The sequence below is a fragment of the Streptomyces sp. NPDC059010 genome, from assembly GCF_042740355.1.
In the GTDB taxonomy this organism is placed as follows: domain Bacteria; phylum Actinomycetota; class Actinomycetes; order Streptomycetales; family Streptomycetaceae; genus Streptomyces.
Window position 1 is genome coordinate 43,965 of sequence record NZ_JBHYJA010000025.1, and the last position, 16,642, is coordinate 60,606.

Below are 16,642 nucleotides of genomic sequence, written 5' to 3' on the forward strand. Positions count from 1 at the left end.
CCCGACGTACGCAACAAACCGCTCACCGGCGCGCAACGGCTCCTTCTTGTCCGCCCTGGTCAGCCGACCGTACCTTCTACATGGCCCCCACAATCACCCTTCCGCCCCGGTGAGGACACGCATGCGCACCGCCCTGCTCCAGAGCTCCGGCCGCCCCGGCTCGACCGTCGAGAACCTCAAGGTCCTCGACGAGGCCGCGGGCCGTGCAGCCGCCGCGGGCGCCGGGCTGCTGGTGGCGCCGGAGATGTTCCTGACGGGGTACGCGATCGGCGACGACATCGCGCGCCTCGCCGAGCCCGCCGACGGCGACTGCGCGGACGCGATCGCCGAGATCGCCACCCTGCACGGCCTGGCGATCGGCTACGGATACCCCGAGCGGGACGGCGAGACCGTCTACAACTCCGCCCAGCTGATCTCCGCCGACGGCACCCGGCTGGCGAACTACCGCAAGACCCATCTCTTCGGCTGCTTCGAACGCGACCACTTCACGCCGGGCGACCAGCCCGTCGTCCAGGCCGAACTCGACGGCCTCCGCGTCGGCATCCTGATCTGCTACGACGTCGAGTTCCCGGAGAACGTCCGGGCCCACGCCCTGGCCGGCACCGACCTGCTTCTCGTGCCGACCGCGCAGATGCACCCGTTCCAGTTCGTCGCCGAGTCGATGATCCCGGTGCGGGCCTTCGAGAACCAGATGTACGTCGCGTACGTCAACCGGGCCGGACAGGAAGGGGAGTTCGAGTTCGTCGGGCTCTCCACGCTCGCCGGCCCCGACGGGGTCGCCCGCACCCGCGCCGGGCGCGGCGCGGAGCTCGTCCTCGCCGACGTCGACCCCGCCTTCCTCGCCGCCTCCCGCGAGGCGAACCCGTACCTGAAGGACCGCCGCCCCGGTCTCTACGGGTCCCTCGTCTGAAATCCCCCAGCCTTCACCAGCAGCACTCGCAAGGAGTCCGTACCCCATGACGTCCATGGTGCCCACCGCCGTCCAGCACGCCGACGAGCAGCAGCCGCCGATCACCATGTTCGGCCCGGACTTCCCGTACGCGTACGACGACTTCCTCGCCCACCCGGCGGGGCTCGGCCAGATACCCGCGACCGAGCACGGCACCGAGGTCGCGGTCATCGGCGGCGGCCTGTCCGGCATCGTCGCCGCGTACGAGCTGATGAAGATGGGCCTCAAGCCGGTCGTGTACGAGGCCGACGAGATCGGCGGACGGCTGCGCACCGTCGGCTTCGAGGGCACGGGCACCGAGGGCCTGACCGCCGAGATGGGCGCGATGCGCTTCCCGCCGTCCTCCACCGCCCTCCAGCACTACATCGACCTGGTGGGACTGAAGACCAGCCCGTTCCCCAACCCGCTCGCCGAGGCGACCCCTTCGACCGTCGTCGACCTCAAGGGCGAGTCGCACTACGCCGAGACGATCGAGGATCTCCCGCAGGTCTACCGCGATGTCGCCGAGGCCTGGAACAAGTGCCTCGAAGAGGGCGCCGACTTCTCCGACATGAACCGCGCCATGCGGGAGCGGGACGTGCCGCGCATCCGCGAGATCTGGGCGAAGCTCGTGGAGAAGCTCGACAACCAGACCTTCTACGGATTCCTCTGCGACTCCGAGGCCTTCAAGTCCTTCCGGCACCGCGAGATCTTCGGCCAGGTCGGCTTCGGCACCGGCGGCTGGGACACCGACTTCCCGAACTCCATCCTGGAGATCCTGCGCGTCGTCTACACCGAGGCCGACGACCACCACCGCGGCATCGTCGGCGGCTCCCAGCAGCTGCCGTTGCGCCTCTGGGACCGCGAGCCGGAGAAGATCGTCCACTGGTCCTACGGCACCTCGCTCGCGAGCCTGCACGACAACGGCGCACCCCGCCCGGCCGTGACCCGGCTGCACCGCACCTCGGGCAACCGCATCACCGTGACCGACGCGAACGGCGACATCCGCACCTACCAGGCGGCCATCTTCACCGCCCAGTCCTGGATGCTGCTGTCGAAGATCGCCTGCGACGACTCGCTCTTCCCGATCGACCACTGGACGGCGATCGAGCGCACCCACTACATGGAGTCCAGCAAGCTCTTCGTGCCCGTCGACCGGCCCTTCTGGCTGGACAAGGACGAGGAGACCGGCCGGGACGTCATGTCGATGACGCTGACCGACCGGATGACGCGCGGCACCTACCTGCTGGACGACGGTCCGGACAAGCCCGCCGTCATCTGCCTCTCCTACACCTGGTGCGACGACAGCCTGAAGTGGCTGCCGCTGTCCGCGAACGAGCGGATGGAGGTCATGCTGAAGTCGCTCGGCGAGATCTATCCCAAGGTCGACGTCCGCAAGCACATCATCGGCAACCCGGTGACCGTCTCCTGGGAGAACGAGCCCTACTTCATGGGCGCGTTCAAGGCCAACCTGCCCGGCCACTACCGCTACCAGCGGCGCCTGTTCACCCACTTCATGCAGGACCGGCTGCCCGAGGACAAGCGGGGCATCTTCCTCGCCGGCGACGACATCTCCTGGACGGCGGGCTGGGCCGAGGGCGCCGTGCAGACCGCGCTGAACGCCGTCTGGGGCGTCATGCACCACTTCGGCGGGGCGACGGACGCCACCAACCCGGGACCGGGCGACGTCTACGACGAGATCGCGCCGGTGGAACTCCCGGAGGACTGACCGGAGTTCACTCGGAAACCGCTGCCGGGATCGCTGCCGGACCCATCCGGCTCAGTCCGGCAGCGGTGTGAGCAGCATGCGGCCCGCGAGGCCCACCGCCGCGTCCAGCCGCTCGGTGAACTCCCCGGCGACGTCCGGGAGTCCCCGCAGCGCCCACAGGGCCCGCGCCGTCGACCAGGTGGCGTCCCGGGCCCGCTCCAGACTCCAGGAGCCGAGCAGATGGGTCAGCGGATCGGCGATCTGGAGCAGGTCGGGGCCCGGCATCAGATCTTCGCGGATGCGCTCCTCCAGCGAGACGAGGAGATCACCCACTCGATCGAACTCGTCCTCCAGCTCGGCGGGTTCGCAGTCGAGGCTACGACAGGCGTCCACCACGGCGAGCGCCAGATCGTGGCCGATATGCGCATTGATGCCCGCGAGCGCGAACTGCAGGGGACGTACGCCGGGATGGCGGCGCATCTGGAACAGGGGCCGCCAGCAGGCGGGCGGGCGCCGCTCGTCCTCGGCCGCCTCCACCGCCGCGAGATACCGCTCCGCGAACCGCACGTCCAGCGTGATCGCCGCCCGGGCGTCCGCGAACCGGCCGCCGTCGATGTCCCGGTCGACCGCCTCCGTGACGGTGAGGTAGACGCGGTTGAAGACCGCCACTCCGTCGCGGTCGGGCAGGGCCGCGTCCAGGGCGCGCATACGGGAGATGACCGCGTCCACGGCTGTGGTGAATTGTTCGCATTGCGCCATGGGGGCAGAGTCGCAGCTTTAGGCTGGCGGGGGTGTCGGCGGGCCCGCCGCTTCCCCAGAACGGGGGAACGCGCTCGCTGTGGGGGAGGGGGAGCGCGAGGTGGCAGGCTTACGTGCCCAGCGACTGGCCGCGCGCAGGTCCGCGCGCAGGAGGGCGGCCCGGCGCAACGCGATGGTCGCGGCCGCCTCGGTCGTGGTCGCCGTCGGCACCGTCACCGGCATGATGTCCGCGCTCGACGAACGACGGGGCTCCGACGAGGCCAAAGCACCCGAGGTGACACGCTCCCCGAGCCTGCAGTCCCTGCCGCTCCTGCCGTCCGCCTCCCCGTCGCCCGCCAAGTCCCCCTCACCGGCGTCCACTTCGACGGCCCCGAAGCGGAAACCGGCACCGACGACGCCCTCGCCGGCCAGGACCGAGAGCGAACGGCAGCCCACCGTGGTGTCCGCCCGCCTCTACCGCCACCCCGACTCCCAGGTACTGGAATGGGTCCGCGCCAACACCGGCGACCCGCGCCACGCCGTCATCCAGTCCCGGATCGCCGCCCAGCCGGCCGCGGTGTGGTTCGCCGACTTCACGCCGGACACCATCACCGACCGGGTCCGCGCGGTCACCTCGGGCGGGTCGGCGTCGGGGCGCATACCGGTCGTCGTGCCGTACACGATCCCGGACCGCGACTGCGGCGGGCACTCCCAGGGCGGGGCGCCCGACCTCGACGCCTACGACGACTGGATCGACCGGTTCGCCGCCGGGCTCGGCTCCGGCGACGTCATCGTCATCCTGGAACCCGACTCCCTCGCCCAGTCCGAATGCCTCTCCGAAGGGGCACGCGCCGACCGCTTCGCCTCCCTCGCCCGCGCGGGCCGCGTCCTCAAGGAGGCCAACCCCAGGGCACGCGTCTACTACGACGCCGGCCACTCCGGCTGGAACACGCCCGGCAAACAGGCGGCCCTGCTGAAGCGGGCCGGCGCCGCCTCGGCCACATCCTCCGACGGCGTCTTCAGCAACGTCTCCAACTTCCACACCACGGCCGACGAGATCGCCTACGACCGACAGGTCCTCGACGCCCTCGGCGGCCCCGCCTCGCTCGGCGCCGTCATCGACACCAGCCGCAACGGCGCCGGAGCCCCGGCCGAAGGGGAGTGGTGCGACCCGTCCGGCCGCAAGCTGGGCCGGGCACCGACGCTGGCCACGGGGGAGGCACGGATCGACGCCTACCTGTGGGTGAAGCTGCCGGGGGAGTCCGACGGGTGCAAGGGGAGCCCGGGGACGTTCACGGCGTCGTACGCCTATGACTTGGCGCGCTGAGGCCCGCCGACGACCGTTCGCAGGCGGGCCGCGAAGGCCTCAGGGGTGTCGACGAACCCGGTGTGGCCGCCGGGGAACGTCGTCGGTTCGGTGCCCAGCGCCTGAGCGAGCGCGCGGGAGGTTCGGTCGCAGAGCTGTCCGGCGGAGTCGTCGCCGATCCCCACGACGATGCGTGTGGGTGCCGTCCGCAGGGCTGCCAGGTCCGGCTGCCAGTAGGTGGAGGCGCGCATCTCGTGCGCGAACCAGCGTCGTTCGTCCGCCACTTGCCGCGGATCGCGCTCCCCGCCGAACATCTGCTCAAGGACGGGATCGGGCACAGCGATGTCGGCCTGGGCGAAGAACTTCCTCCAGGCCCCCGTCACATCGCCGGCGAAATAGGTGGCGACGAGGTCCTCGGTCCCCTCGCGCAGTTGCTCCCGGTCCTTGAGCAGCTCGATCAGCGGGGGCTCGTGGGCGACGACGGTGGACACCTGGTCGGGGTGGGCCTGGGCGAGAGCCAGCGCGCTGACGGCGCCGCCGCTGGAGCCCAGGAGCACGGCCGGGCCCGCGTCGACGTGGGTGATCAGGCGGAACAGGTCGTCGGCGCGCAGTTCCGGCGTCGAGTCCTGCTCCGGGTCGTCGAGCGTGCTGTGGTTGATGCCGCGCGGGTCGGTGGTGAGCACGGTGTGGTCGGTGGCGAGCAGGTCGGCCAGCGGAGCGAAGGCGGCGGCGTCCATCGGGGCACCGACCAGCACGATGAGCGGCCCCTCGCCGCGCACCTCGTAGTGCAGACGTGCTCCGGGCACCTTGAGGGAACGGACGGCAGCGGTGTCGGTCGCGTCAGTGGTCATGGGTTCTCCGGGTCAGAGTGTCTGGGTCTGTCAGTCACGTAGACCTCGCGCAGACCGCGGACTCATCGCTCGTCGGCATCCCTCTTCCGCGGAAGGGCGGAGTCCCTCCAGCCGGTGCACGGCGGGCTGTAGGGGATGCCGGGCAGCCGGCGGTTCCACTCCGCGGTGGTGATCACCGGGCGGGCGTGTGCACAGGCCATCCGTCTGGCCCGGGCGGTGTCCGTCTGCCAGATCTGCGCCGTGTGGTCCGAACTGCCCGTGGCGAGCAGGGCATCGCCCCCGCCCGGGCGGAAGGCCACCACGTTGACCGAGCCGAGGTGCCCGGCCAGCTCCGACCGCGGGCGCGGGGCCCCGGCCGCCGGCACGTCCCACAACCGGGCCGTGCGATCCGTGCTGCCGGACGCGAGCAGCCGGCCGTCGGGGCTGAAGGCCACCGAGGACACCACGTCGGTGTGGCCGGTGAGGACGGCGCCCGCACGGGGACGGCGGGGATCGGCGACGTTCCACAGCCGGATCGTGCGATCGTCGCTGCCGGAGGCCAGGGTCCGCCCGTCGGGACTGAAGGCCACGGCGTCCACGAAGTCACGGTGGCCGGTGAGCACGGCGAGCGGCCTGGGACGGCGCGGCCCGGACACGTCCCACAGCCGGACCGTGCGGTCGTCGCTGCCGGAGGCCAGGATCCGTCCGTCCGGACTGAACGCGATCGGCTTGACATTGAGCCGGTGGCCGCGCAGCACAGCCGGCCTGCTCGCGGCGGACGTCAGGTCCCACAGCCGTACCGAGTGGTCGTAGCTTCCCGAGGCCAGCGTGTCGCCGTCGGGGCTGAAGGCGACGGAGAACACGACGTCGCCGTGCCCGGTCAGGACACGTCTCTGGGCGGGGTGGCGCGGTCTGGTCACATCCCACAGCCGTACGGTCCGGTCGCGCCCACCCGTGGCGAGGGTCCGTCCGTCCGGGCTGAACGCCACGGCGGTCATGATGTCAGGACCGCCCTGGAACCGGCCTGCGGCGACCGGACGGAAGGGGTCGGTCAGGTCCCACAGCCGTACGGTGTAGTCGTAACCGGCTGTCGCGAGCATCCGTCCGTCCGGACGGAACGCGACGGCGCTGACCGCCTGTTCATGGCCGACCAGGGCGGCCGCGGTGACACCGAGCAGCGCATCGCGGGTCGTGGCGCTCGGGCTGAGCCGGTCCGCGGCCATGCCGAGCTGCGCCGCCAGGGCCGGCCGGGCCTGCCGCAGGGCGACCGCCTCCACCGCGACCTCACGGGCCAGCACCTTGTTCCGCTCCCGCGTCAGCTCGTCCCGCGCACGCAGCGCCAGCACCGCCGCGGTGACGGCCACGCACAGCAGCACCGCCAGCAGCGCGGTCAGCCGGCGCAGCTGCCGGGCGCGTCGCCGCCCCCGGGCCGACTCGGCACGTTCGGCGGCGGTACCGGCATCGAGGAAGGCCCGCTCCTCGGCGGACAGCGTCTGGTCTCCGAGCTCCCGGGCCAGGGCCAGCCGGGCGCCGCGGAACAGGGCGTCCGGATCCCTGCCGAGCGACTCCCAGGTCCGGGCGGCCTCGGTGAGCTGACGCAGGACGCGCAGTCGCTCCCGGTCCTCGGTGAGCCAGCCGTGCAGCCTGGGCCAGCAGCGGATCAACGCCTCGTGCGTCAGCTCCACCCGTTCCCTGTCCAGCGTCAGCAGCCGGGCGCGGGCGGCGCGCTCCACCACGGCACCGGCATCCAGATGGGCCAGCTCGCCGAGCGGGACACGGCGCCTGGTGTCCTCCGTGCCCTCACCGAGCGCCGTCAGCCGGACGAACACCTGCCGGGCCAGGTCCCGCCGCTCGGCGCTCAGCTCCGCGTAGAACTCCTCCGCCGTGCGGGCCAGCGCGCCTTCCAGGCCGCCCGTCGCCCGGTACGCCTCCAGCGTCAGCGCGTTGCCGCGGCGCCGCCGCCAGGTCTCCCGCAGCGCGTGGGACAGCAGCGGCAGCACACCGGGCTGCCCGAGGGCCTGCGTCGCGAGCGTCGTCACGAGCGCGCCCTCCACCGTCAGCCCGGCGCGCACGGCGGGCTGGACGATCGCCCGCCGCAGGTCCTCCAACTCCATCGGGCCCACCGGCATTTGCGCGTCGCGCATCGCCACCACCAGGTCGGGGTGGCGGGTGCAGTGCGTGTAGAAGTCGGCCCGCACTCCGAGCACGACACGGCAGCGGCTGCCGTCGGAGGTCGCCGCGGTGAGCAGCGCCGAGATGAAGTGATCGCGTTCCTCGGGGGAGCAGTGCGTGAAAAGCTCCTCGAACTGGTCGACGACCAGGACGAGTTCGCTGTCGGCCGGGTCCGAGCGGGCGCCGATCTGCCGTACGACCCGCCCCAGATTCGCGGGGTCGTCCAGCAACTCCCGGTACAGGCGTCCCGGTGTGAGGTCCGCGGCGGCGGACAGCCGTACCGCGCACTCCTCCATCGGCCGGGCACCCGGGGTGAACACCACGGGTGTCGTACCCGCCGGCAGCCGGGGGACCAGACCCGCGCGCAGCAGCGACGACTTGCCCGATCCCGAGGCCCCGATCACCAGCAGCAGGCGTTGCCCGCTCAGGCGTCGCACCAGCTCGTCCACCAGCCGCTCACGGCCGAAGAACCACTCGGCGTCGCTCGCCTGGTAGGCCGCGAGGCCCACATAGGGCGCCGGGCCGTCCGAGCGGTCCGCGTCCGGTGCCGGACCGGCCGGGCCGACCTCGGTGGCCAGCGCGTGCCACGCCCGCTCCCACTGCGCCACGTCCCCGTCGCAGGCCCGCACATACGCCAGGGTCACCGCCAGCGTCGGCAGCCCCTTCCCGGACGCGGCGCCGGACAGCGTCGAGACCGAGTAGTGCGCCCGCTCGGCCAGTTGACGGTAGGTCGGCCGGCCCGCGGTGTGCCGCAGCCGCCGTAACTCCGCGGCGAACTTCAGGATCCGTTCGTCTCCCGCCTTGAGCGGGCCCTCTGCACGAGGCATCGCCGCGGCCTCCCCCGATGTAGTGAGAAGCCATTGTTCGGCATTCGTTTGTTCGGGACCACTCGATCGATTCCGAACAACGCCGGACCTGTACATCTGGAACCCGGCTGCCATGGCGAGACGGGGGAAGGCAGATGGAACTGCGCGATGTGGAGACGTTCCTGGAGGTTGCCCGTGCACTGCACTTCGGGCGGGCCGCCGAGCGCCTGAACGTGACCCAGGGACGGGTCAGCCAGATCATCAAGGCGCTGGAACGCGAGGTGGGCGGCGCCCTGTTCGAGCGCAGCAGCCGGCGGGTGTGTCTGACGCCGCTGGGCGAACGGTTCCGCGCCGGCGCCGAGGACGGCTACGACCGGCTGATGGCCACACTGCGGGAGTGCCGTGACATGACCCGGCAGGTGGGCGACCGGCTGCGGATCGGCTACCAGTGGACGATGGGCGGGCAGCTCGCCGACCGGCTCGTGACGGCCTTCACCAGCGGTCATCCGCACTGCGAAGTCGTCATCAACAGCCTTGTCTACCGGGCCGGCGGGAACATGGCACCGCTCGCGGGGGGAAGCGACGTCGATCTGGCGCTGTGGTGGTCGCCGGGCGGGGACGGCAGCGCGGTCGAGGCGCCCGGTCTCGTCGTGGGCCCGCTGCTCGCCGCGGTCCCCCGCGGGGTGCTGGTGCCGTCGGCGCATCCGCTGGCCCGGCGCGCGGCGATCACCCTGGACGACCTCACGCCCTACGAGCTGCTGCGACTGCCGGACACAGTGCATCCCCGGCTGCGGGAGCGGTGGCTGCCCACCCACACCGGCTCGGGCAGGGCGCTTCGGCACACCGACGAGGACATGAGCCGGCTGATGGGCACATCGGACCTGCCCGTGCAGGACGTCCTCGCGCTGGTGGCACGGGGCCGCGGTCTGCACCTGACGGTCGCCGACCTCCTCGACCAGGTGCCGTTTCCCGGCCTGGCCGTCGTCCCCGTGCTCGACATGCCGCCCATGGTGGTGGTCCCGGTCTGGCGGTCGACCCGCGAGAACGCGACCATCCGCGCGTTCGTGCGGTCGGCCGCCCACGCGACCGCGGCGGAGCGCGCCGCGGTCACGCGGGGAACGGCACTCGTCGGAGCAGCCGCCCGCTAGAACCCGTGACGAGTACGGATCGCCTGACCCTTACGGGGTTGTCGCCACCCAGTCGGGATGGTTCGGCATGGGCGGGGTCGTGGGTCCGTACAGCCAGGGGCGGAGGAATGGCTCCATGTCCTCGCCCGAGACGGCGGACGCCAGGTCGATGAAGTCCTGTGTGCTCGCGGTCTTTCCGCGGTACTTCGTGAGCCAGGCCCGGTCGATCTTCTGGAAGGTCTCGGCGCCGACCTTCTCGCGCAGCGCGTAGAGCACCAGGGCCGAGCCGTCGTAGCGCATCCGCTTGAACAGGTTGGGTTCGGTGGGCTCGGCCGGGGCGCCGACGTCGCGGCGCCACAGGTTGTGGTTCGTGTACGCCGTCTTCATGGCGGCCTCGAAGCTGTCGCCGCCGTGCTCCTCGGAGTAGAGGCGCTCGTAGAAGCGGGCATGGCCCTCGCTGAGCCACAGGTCCGACCAGGTGCGCAGCGCGACGCTGTCACCGAACCACTGGTGGGCCAGCTCATGGACGAGGGTGCGCTCGGCGTCCACCTCGGTGCCGAGCAGTTCGCCCTTGGGGACCAGCGAGAGGGTCTGCGTCTCCAGCGCGACCGCGAGATCGGTGTCCCCGACCAGCACGCCGTATCTCTTGAACGGGTAGGCGCCGAGGCGCTGTTCGAGCCAGTCGAGGTGTTTCGGGGTGAGGGCGAGGTACTTGTCGGTCCGCTCGACGAGGTCGTCGGGTACGTAGTCGCGAAGGGGGACGCCGCTGGTGGTCGGCCGGTCCACGGGGGTGAGCTTGCCGACGGCCATCTGCACCAGCTGGGTGGAGACGGGCTGTTCGGAGTCGTACGTCCAGCGCTCCCGGTCGCCGGGGAGCGGTTCACGCGAGACGAGCCTGCCGTTCGCCACCGCGGTCAGTCCGGCGGGTGCGCTGATGCGGAAGGTGACGGGGGCACGCTGACTCGGGTGATCGTTCGACGGGAAGATCATCTTCGCGCCGTTGGGCTGCGGGTACAGCGCGGTGCCGCTGGGTGTCGGTATCCAGCCGTAGTCCTCGATGGCGTCGTCACGGTGGCGCATCTGCGTCGGGTCGGCGGTGTAGGTGACCGTGACGGTGAAGGCGCCGTTGCGGGGCAGCGCCAGCCAGGGCGTGACGACCAGCTCGTCGCCCTCGCGCACCGCTTCGGCAGGGGTGCCGTTCACGGTGACCTTGTGCAGGGTGTTGCCTGCGAAGTCCAGGTTGAAGCGGGACAGTTCCTTGGTGGCGGTGGCCTGGATGGTGGCCTTCGCCTCGAACGGTGTTCTCGGCGCCTGCCAGTCGAAGTCGAGGAGGTAGCGGTTCACCGTGTAGCCGCCATTGCCGTCGAGGGGTAAGAGCGGATCGCCGAGCCCGGCGGCACCGGGGACAGGAACCGAGTCGCGGCCCGCGGCCGGTGCGGCACCGGCCGCGGGCGCAGTGACGGCGGCGGTCACCGCGATCGCGGCGGCGAGGACGAGGCGCAGGGTACGGCGGGGCTTTACATGTGGGCTCATCAAAAACCTTCCGGCTGCAGGACGGAGGCGCCCCACGGACGAATTCGGCGGGGCGCCTCGGGTCATGACGGGACGGCGTGCTTAGTTCGGCTCCCAGTTGCCGTCGGTGGTCAGCACCCCCGTGGTGGAGGACACCTGGAAGCCGTCCGGGACGGACTGGGCGCAGCCGCCGGGGCACTGCGGGGTGACGATGCCGGGCTCCGCGAAGGACGACACCTGGAAGCCGTCCGGAACCAACTGGATGCAGCCGCCGCCGCACTGCGGGGTGAGTTCGCTCGCCTGGGCGGCCGCGACCGGGCCGGCGAGGAGTGCTGTGGTGACGCTGCCTACGATCAGGAAGCCTGCGGCCCAGCGAGGAGTCCACTTCGATGTCATTTGCCTTCGGATCCCTTCCTTTCCCTTCCGTTCCGTTCCGTTGAACTCTGCACGGCAGCGCCAGACGCGATCAATGCCCATCTGCTTATGCGGCGATTAGCCGTCGTAAAGGGCGTGGCCTGGTCAGGGCCGATCGGGGATACCCGCCATCCAGCGAGGCGTTTCAGCGCCGCGGGTCGGGAACCGCCGCGTCCGGCCGGCTCACCTTCGGGCGGTCGCGGTCGCCGGCCCGCAGGACGTTCGCGAACACGGCGAGGCCGGAGGCCAGCACGGTGACCAGGCAGAACGACACCATCAGGCTGGTCGCCTGGGCGATCCCGCCGATCGCGCTCGGGGCGATGAGACCCGAGGTGTACGTGATCGTCGCGACGCCCGCTATGGCCAGTGACGGGTTGGGGCCGCTGCGGCCCGCCGCCGCGAAGCACAGCGGAACGACCACCGCGATGCCCAGCCCCAGCAGCCCGAACCCGGCCATCGCCAGGGCCGGCTGGTCCGACACGATGATGAGCAGGCCGCCGATCGTGGCGAGTACGCCGCTGAACCGGACGGTGCGCACGGCGCCGTAACGGTCGACCACCCTGTCGCCGACGAGCCGGGCGATCGCCATGGTGAGCGTGAACCCGGTCGTGCACGCCGCCGCGAGTCCGGCCGAGGTCTCCAGTTGGTCCCGCAGATAGACCGCCGACCAGTCCAGGCTCGCGCCCTCCGCGAACACCGCGCAGAACCCGACCGCGCCGATGAGCAGCGCCGACTTCGGCGGCAGCGCGAACCGGGGCGGCGGTTCCTCGTCCTCGGCGGGCTGCAGGTCGAGCACCCACCGGCAGGCGAGCACGCCGAGCAGGGTGAGGGTCGCCGCCGCGAGCGCGTGGTGCAGCCGGGCGTCCGAGCCCAGGTGGGCCGCGAGGGTGCCGGCCGCCGAGCCGACCACGGCGCCCGCGCTCCACATCCCGTGCAGGCCGGACATGATCGACCGGCCGAGGCGGTTCTCGACCTCGACGCCGAGCGCGTTCATCGCCACGTCCGCCATGCCGGCCGTCGCGCCGTAGGTGAACAGTGCCAGGCAGAGGGTCAGCAGATTGGGGGCGAGGGAGGGCAGGGTGAGGGCGAGCGTCCACAGGGCGATCAGTCCGCGCAGTGCGTTCCGGGCGCCGAAGCGGTGACTGATGCTGCCCGCCAACGGCATCGCCAGGGAGGCGCCGAGCGCGGGGAAGGCGAGCGCCAGCCCCAACTGGCCCGCGCTGACGCCGGCATGGTCCTGGATCCACGGCACGCGTGTCGCGAACGAGCCGGTGACGGCGCCGTGTACGGCGAAGACGGCGGCCACGGCATACCGGGCCCGCCTCACCTCGCGCAGGTCGTAGACCATCCCACCCATTGTGCGACCCCTCCCGGTCCTCGCTTCGTGCCTGGTCGCGGCGTAAACTATCAGGAACCCTGCCTGATAGATAGGGACTATTCTGCGGCCCCAACGGCACCATCTCCGCTGATGGCTGATGGCTGATGGCTGATGGCTGATGGCTGATGGCTGATGGCTGATGGCTGATGGACGTTGCCCGGTGGCTGTCGGCTGTCGGCTGTCAGCCGTACGCCGCACGGCCCCGCCGATCTGGAAGGATCCCGGCATGCCCGCATCCCCGAGCACCGCCCGGGCCATCAACGACCGGCTCGCCCTGCGTCTGCTGCAGCAGGAGGGCCCGTTGACGGCAGGGCAGTTGAAGCAGCTGACCGGCCTGTCCCGGCCGACCGTCGCCGACCTCGTCGAACGCCTCACCGCCGCCGGCCTGATCGACGTGGTCGGCGAAGCGGGGGAGCAGCGACGCGGCCCCAACGCCAAGCTGTACGGCATCGTCGCCGACCGCGCCCATCTGGCGGCGCTGGACGTCCGTACCGAAGGCGTCTCCGTGGTCGTGTCCGACCTGGTCGGAGCCGTGCTCGCCGAGGCGTCGGTGCCGATCGGCGGTGACACCGGGACGGGGCCCGCGGTGGAGCAGGCGGTGGCCCTGGTGGAGCGGGTCGCGAAGGAGGCGGGCGCGGACCGGCTCCATACGGTGGGCATCGGCGCCCCGGGCCTGATCGACCCGGCCAGCGGTGAGCTGCGCGACTCCTCGGGCCTGCCCGCATGGCACCGTCGCCTGGTGGCGGCCCTGCAGGAGCGGCTCCCCGAGGCCCGCGTCAACGTGGAGAACGAGACCAACCTCGCCGCCCTCGCGGAACAGCGCGACGGGGTGGCCCAGGACCGGGACACCTTCGTCCTGCTGTGGCTGGGCCATGGCACGGGCGCGGCCGTGGTCCTCGACGGGGCGTTGCGCCGCGGAGCCTCCGGCGGCACCGGCGAGATCGGCTTCCTGCCGGTGCCCGGGACGACGGGTCTGCCGTCGGCGGTGGACTGCGAGGGCGGATTCCACTCGCTGGCGGGGGCGGCGGCGATCGTGGAGCTGGCGGCGGCACAGGGCCTGACCGTGGAGGGCGCCCCCACATACGAGCCACTGGCCGCGGTGGCCGTGAGAGAGGCCGTGGCGCTGGTGGCGGGGATAAGCGGTGAGCATCCGGGGGAGGGGCGGTCGGAGCGGGCCGGGGTGTCGGAGGGGGGCGGGCTCTCGAAGGGCACCGGGCTGACGGAACGTGCAGGTCTGTCGAAGGGAGCAGGGCTGTCGAAGCGTGCCGAGTCGACGGGCATCTCCGGCGACGCCGCTTCGGCCGGCCGGTTCCTGGACGCCCTCGCCGACCGCCTCGCCGTGGGTGCCGCCGCCGTCGTCGCCATCCTCGACCCCGGCTGTGTGGTCCTCGGCGGGGAGGTCGGGCAGGCCGGCGGGGAGGAGCTCGCCGGTCGGGTGGAGGAGCGGATCCGGCGGATGTCGCCGCTGGTGACGGTGGTGCGGCCCAGCAGCCTCGGCGGCGGAGCCGTCCTGCGCGGGGCGCTGCTCACCGCGCGGGACGCGGCCCAGGACGAACTGTTCGCACCCCCGGACCGCTGACCGCGGCCCGGACCGCTGACCGCGGCCCGGACCGCTGACCGCGGCCCGGCCCCCTGACCGCGGCCCGGCCCCCTGACCGCTGCCCGGGCTGCCCGGCCCCGTGACCGCTGCCCGGGCTGCCCGGCCCCCTGACCGTGGCCCGGAGTGGGGGCCGGGGCGAGGCACGGCCAGCGGTTCCGCCGACTCCCGAGCGGTGAGCAGGCGTCGCCTCAGAGGCGCCGACCGGATGCCCGCCCAGCTCAGCCCTGCCCAGCCCTGCCCAGCCCTGCCCAGCTCGGCCCTGCCCTGCCCAGCTCGGCCCAGCCCAGCCCAGCCCTGCCCAGCTCGGCTCGGCCCGGCCAGGAAGCGTCAGTCAGGCGTCAGACACCCCGCCCACCCCCGAACCGCTGCCCCAGATACTCCTCGAACGTCGCCTTCCCCACCGCGCACCCCGGCGTCAGATGGCCGCCCGAGCGGAAGCCGCCGTACGCCTTCCCCCACAGCGGCACGCTCACCACGAGCCGTCGGCGGCCCGTCGCCTTGAGGTATGCGCGGGCCAGCGAATCGAAGGTGCGTACCTCGGGGCCGCCCATGTCCTCGACCCGCCCGGCCGGAGCCCCCTGAGCCAGCTCGGCGAGCCGGTCGGCGACCTCCGCCACTTCGACGGGCTGGTCCTTCACCCGGGCCGGCAGCAGCATGACCGGCAGCTTGGACACCATGGCGAACACCCTCACCAGCAGGTCGTGGAACTGGGTCGCCCGCAGCACGGTCCAGCCCAGCCCCGACTCCTCGACCAGCCGCTCCACCGCGAGCTTGCTCTTGTAGTAGCCGAACGGCACCCGGTCGACGCCGACGATCGAGATGTACACCAGATGCCGTACGCCCGCCTTGTGCGCCGCCGCGATCAGATGGCCGGCCGCCTCCTCGTCCCCGCCGCCCGGCGAGCTCGCGCAGTGCACGATCGTGTCCACGCCCGCCACCGCCGCATCCAGGGCGGGCCCACCCTTGCGCAGATCGACGGCGTACTGCTGGGCGTGCCGGCTGAGCACCCGCACCTCGTGCCCGTCCGCGCGCAGCCGCTCGGTGACGAGCCGGCCGAGTGTTCCGGTACCGCCGGTCACCAGGATCGTGGTCATGTCGTTCAGCCCCTTCGGACGTCGGACGCTCCGGGATGGAACGCCCCTCGTCAGCTGGGACCGAGTACCCCACGCGAAATGTGACAGCGGCTGTGCGGCCTCTACGCGGCCTCTATGTGGCCCGCGTCAGCTGCCGGCGCACGTACTCCAGCTTGTCCGGGTTCACCACGGCCCACGCATCCGCCACCAGCCCGTCCCGCACCTCGAACGCCACCACCGAGAGCAGCGTGTCGCCCGTCCAGGCGGCCAGCGCGGCGGAGCCGTTGATCTCGACGACCGAGAAGTCCACGCCGACCAGGAACGTGCGCGCGGCGCCCGCCAGGAAGCGGAACACCTTCTCGCGGCCCTCGATCGGCCGCCGGGCCGCCGTGACCTTGCCGCCGCCGTCGCTCCACCAGGTGACGTCGGCCGCGAGCGTCTTCTCCAGCGCGCCGAGATCGCCTTCCCGGGCGGCCGTGAGGAACGACCTGACCAGTTCCTCCTGCCGCTCGGGCGTCGACTCGAACCGCGACCGCGACTCACCCACCCGCTGGACCGCCCGCCGGTACAGCTGTCGGCAGTTCGCCTCCGTCAGCTCCAGCGCCTCGGCGATCTCCCGGTGGCCGTAGGCGAACGCCTCCCGCAGCACGTACACCGCCCGCTCGGTCGGTGTGAGCCGCTCCAGCAGCACCAGCATCGCCATGGACACGGCGTCCCGTTGCTCGGCGGACTCCAGGGGACCGAGCGTGCCGTCGGAGGTGACCACGGGCTCCGGCAGCCAGGGCCCGACGTACTGTTCGCGCCGGGCCCTGGCCGAAGTCAGCCGGGTGAGGCAGAGGTTGGTGACGACCTTCGCGAGCCAGGCCGACGGGTACTCGATCGCACCGCGATCGGCACCGCTGAAGCGCAGATACGCGTCCTGGACGGTGTCCTCGGCCTCCTCGGCCGAGCCCAGCATGCGATACGCCAGGCCGAACAGCCGGGGCCGATGTGTCTCGAACTCGTCGGCGGTCGCGGTCGTCATGCCCTCACCCTGCCAGAGCCGCAGCC

At 72.1% G+C, this 16,642-nt stretch carries 13 protein-coding genes; 5 read left to right on the forward strand and 8 right to left on the reverse strand.

Features of this window, described 5'->3' with window-relative positions; genetic code table 11:
- Positions 1 to 121 precede the first annotated feature (121 nt).
- Both ACFWYS_RS26205 and ACFWYS_RS26210 read left to right on the forward strand, forming a co-directional pair.
- Positions 122 to 910: a carbon-nitrogen hydrolase family protein gene (locus ACFWYS_RS26205; RefSeq protein WP_384773612.1), complete on the forward strand. Its 789-nt coding sequence runs from the start codon at positions 122 to 124 to the stop codon at positions 908 to 910.
- A 46-nt stretch (positions 911 to 956) separates the two neighbouring features.
- Complete coding sequence (locus ACFWYS_RS26210) at positions 957 to 2,657, forward strand: flavin monoamine oxidase family protein (RefSeq protein WP_384773614.1); 1,701 nt, start codon at positions 957 to 959, stop codon at positions 2,655 to 2,657.
- Positions 2,658 to 2,708: 51 nt separating this feature from the next.
- Here the strand turns inward: ACFWYS_RS26210 and ACFWYS_RS26215 are convergent, their stop codons facing one another.
- The gene (locus ACFWYS_RS26215; protein ID WP_384773617.1) at positions 2,709 to 3,395 is read right to left on the reverse strand and encodes a DUF5995 family protein; all 687 of its coding nucleotides are present in this window, start codon (positions 3,393 to 3,395) and stop codon (positions 2,709 to 2,711) included.
- A 172-nt stretch (positions 3,396 to 3,567) separates the two neighbouring features.
- On the opposite strand from ACFWYS_RS26215, the gene ACFWYS_RS26220 reads away from it, so the two are divergent.
- Complete coding sequence (locus tag ACFWYS_RS26220) at positions 3,568 to 4,701, forward strand: glycoside hydrolase family 6 protein (RefSeq protein ID WP_384773798.1); 1,134 nt, start codon at positions 3,568 to 3,570, stop codon at positions 4,699 to 4,701.
- Here the strand turns inward: ACFWYS_RS26220 and ACFWYS_RS26225 are convergent.
- Together ACFWYS_RS26225 and ACFWYS_RS26230 are read right to left on the reverse strand one after the other, a co-directional pair.
- Entirely contained in the window at positions 4,683 to 5,531 is an 849-nt protein-coding gene (locus tag ACFWYS_RS26225) for an alpha/beta fold hydrolase (RefSeq protein WP_384773620.1), read from the reverse strand. The genes ACFWYS_RS26220 and ACFWYS_RS26225 overlap by 19 nt on opposite strands.
- A gap of 62 nt (positions 5,532 to 5,593) precedes the next feature.
- Positions 5,594 to 8,509, reverse strand: coding sequence for an XRE family transcriptional regulator (locus ACFWYS_RS26230; RefSeq protein ID WP_384773623.1), 2,916 nt, complete (start codon positions 8,507 to 8,509; stop codon positions 5,594 to 5,596).
- Positions 8,510 to 8,643: 134 nt separating this feature from the next.
- Here ACFWYS_RS26230 and ACFWYS_RS26235 point away from each other — a divergent pair, with 134 nt between their 5' ends.
- Complete coding sequence (locus ACFWYS_RS26235; protein WP_384773625.1) at positions 8,644 to 9,636, forward strand: LysR family transcriptional regulator; 993 nt, start codon at positions 8,644 to 8,646, stop codon at positions 9,634 to 9,636.
- A gap of 30 nt (positions 9,637 to 9,666) precedes the next feature.
- On the opposite strand, the gene ACFWYS_RS26240 is transcribed toward ACFWYS_RS26235, so the two are convergent.
- The 3 genes from ACFWYS_RS26240 to ACFWYS_RS26250 form a co-directional block, all read right to left on the reverse strand.
- Positions 9,667 to 11,148, reverse strand: a complete 1,482-nt coding sequence (locus tag ACFWYS_RS26240; protein ID WP_384773628.1) for a M1 family metallopeptidase — start codon at positions 11,146 to 11,148, stop codon at positions 9,667 to 9,669.
- A gap of 81 nt (positions 11,149 to 11,229) precedes the next feature.
- Positions 11,230 to 11,523: a hypothetical protein gene (locus ACFWYS_RS26245; protein ID WP_384773631.1), complete on the reverse strand. Its 294-nt coding sequence runs from the start codon at positions 11,521 to 11,523 to the stop codon at positions 11,230 to 11,232.
- Positions 11,524 to 11,686: 163 nt separating this feature from the next.
- Complete coding sequence (locus tag ACFWYS_RS26250; protein ID WP_384773634.1) at positions 11,687 to 12,898, reverse strand: MFS transporter; 1,212 nt, start codon at positions 12,896 to 12,898, stop codon at positions 11,687 to 11,689.
- A gap of 247 nt (positions 12,899 to 13,145) precedes the next feature.
- Here ACFWYS_RS26250 and ACFWYS_RS26255 point away from each other — a divergent pair, with 247 nt between their 5' ends.
- Positions 13,146 to 14,498 carry an ROK family transcriptional regulator gene (locus tag ACFWYS_RS26255; RefSeq protein WP_384773636.1) on the forward strand — a complete coding sequence of 451 codons (1,353 nt, stop codon included), beginning with the start codon at positions 13,146 to 13,148 and terminating at the stop codon, positions 14,496 to 14,498.
- A gap of 359 nt (positions 14,499 to 14,857) precedes the next feature.
- Here ACFWYS_RS26255 and ACFWYS_RS26260 read toward each other — a convergent pair whose 3' ends face one another.
- Both ACFWYS_RS26260 and ACFWYS_RS26265 read right to left on the reverse strand, forming a co-directional pair.
- Positions 14,858 to 15,613, reverse strand: coding sequence for an SDR family oxidoreductase (locus tag ACFWYS_RS26260; RefSeq protein ID WP_384773638.1), 756 nt, complete (start codon positions 15,611 to 15,613; stop codon positions 14,858 to 14,860).
- 112 nt (positions 15,614 to 15,725) lie between these two features.
- A complete protein-coding gene (locus ACFWYS_RS26265) occupies positions 15,726 to 16,616 on the reverse strand; it encodes an RNA polymerase sigma-70 factor (RefSeq protein WP_384773641.1) in 891 nt (296 codons plus the stop codon).
- Positions 16,617 to 16,642: the final 26 nt, after the last annotated feature.

Excerpts from the sequence above, each read along its gene's own strand:
- ACFWYS_RS26215 (WP_384773617.1), bottom strand. The coding sequence starts at position 3,395 with ATGGCGCAATGCGAACAATTCACCACAGCCGTGGACGCGGTCATCTCC.
- ACFWYS_RS26230 (WP_384773623.1), bottom strand. The coding sequence starts at position 8,509 with ATGCCTCGTGCAGAGGGCCCGCTCAAGGCGGGAGACGAACGGATCCTG.
- ACFWYS_RS26220 (WP_384773798.1), top strand. The coding sequence starts at position 3,568 with ATGGTCGCGGCCGCCTCGGTCGTGGTCGCCGTCGGCACCGTCACCGGC.
- ACFWYS_RS26260 (WP_384773638.1), bottom strand. The coding sequence starts at position 15,613 with ATGACCACGATCCTGGTGACCGGCGGTACCGGAACACTCGGCCGGCTC.
- ACFWYS_RS26235 (WP_384773625.1), top strand. The coding sequence starts at position 8,644 with ATGGAACTGCGCGATGTGGAGACGTTCCTGGAGGTTGCCCGTGCACTG.
- ACFWYS_RS26240 (WP_384773628.1), bottom strand. The coding sequence starts at position 11,148 with ATGAGCCCACATGTAAAGCCCCGCCGTACCCTGCGCCTCGTCCTCGCC.
- ACFWYS_RS26265 (WP_384773641.1), bottom strand. The coding sequence starts at position 16,616 with ATGACGACCGCGACCGCCGACGAGTTCGAGACACATCGGCCCCGGCTG.
- ACFWYS_RS26210 (WP_384773614.1), top strand. The coding sequence starts at position 957 with ATGACGTCCATGGTGCCCACCGCCGTCCAGCACGCCGACGAGCAGCAG.
- ACFWYS_RS26225 (WP_384773620.1), bottom strand. The coding sequence starts at position 5,531 with ATGACCACTGACGCGACCGACACCGCTGCCGTCCGTTCCCTCAAGGTG.
- ACFWYS_RS26250 (WP_384773634.1), bottom strand. The coding sequence starts at position 12,898 with ATGGGTGGGATGGTCTACGACCTGCGCGAGGTGAGGCGGGCCCGGTAT.
- ACFWYS_RS26245 (WP_384773631.1), bottom strand. The coding sequence starts at position 11,523 with ATGACATCGAAGTGGACTCCTCGCTGGGCCGCAGGCTTCCTGATCGTA.
- ACFWYS_RS26205 (WP_384773612.1), top strand. The coding sequence starts at position 122 with ATGCGCACCGCCCTGCTCCAGAGCTCCGGCCGCCCCGGCTCGACCGTC.
- ACFWYS_RS26255 (WP_384773636.1), top strand. The coding sequence starts at position 13,146 with ATGCCCGCATCCCCGAGCACCGCCCGGGCCATCAACGACCGGCTCGCC.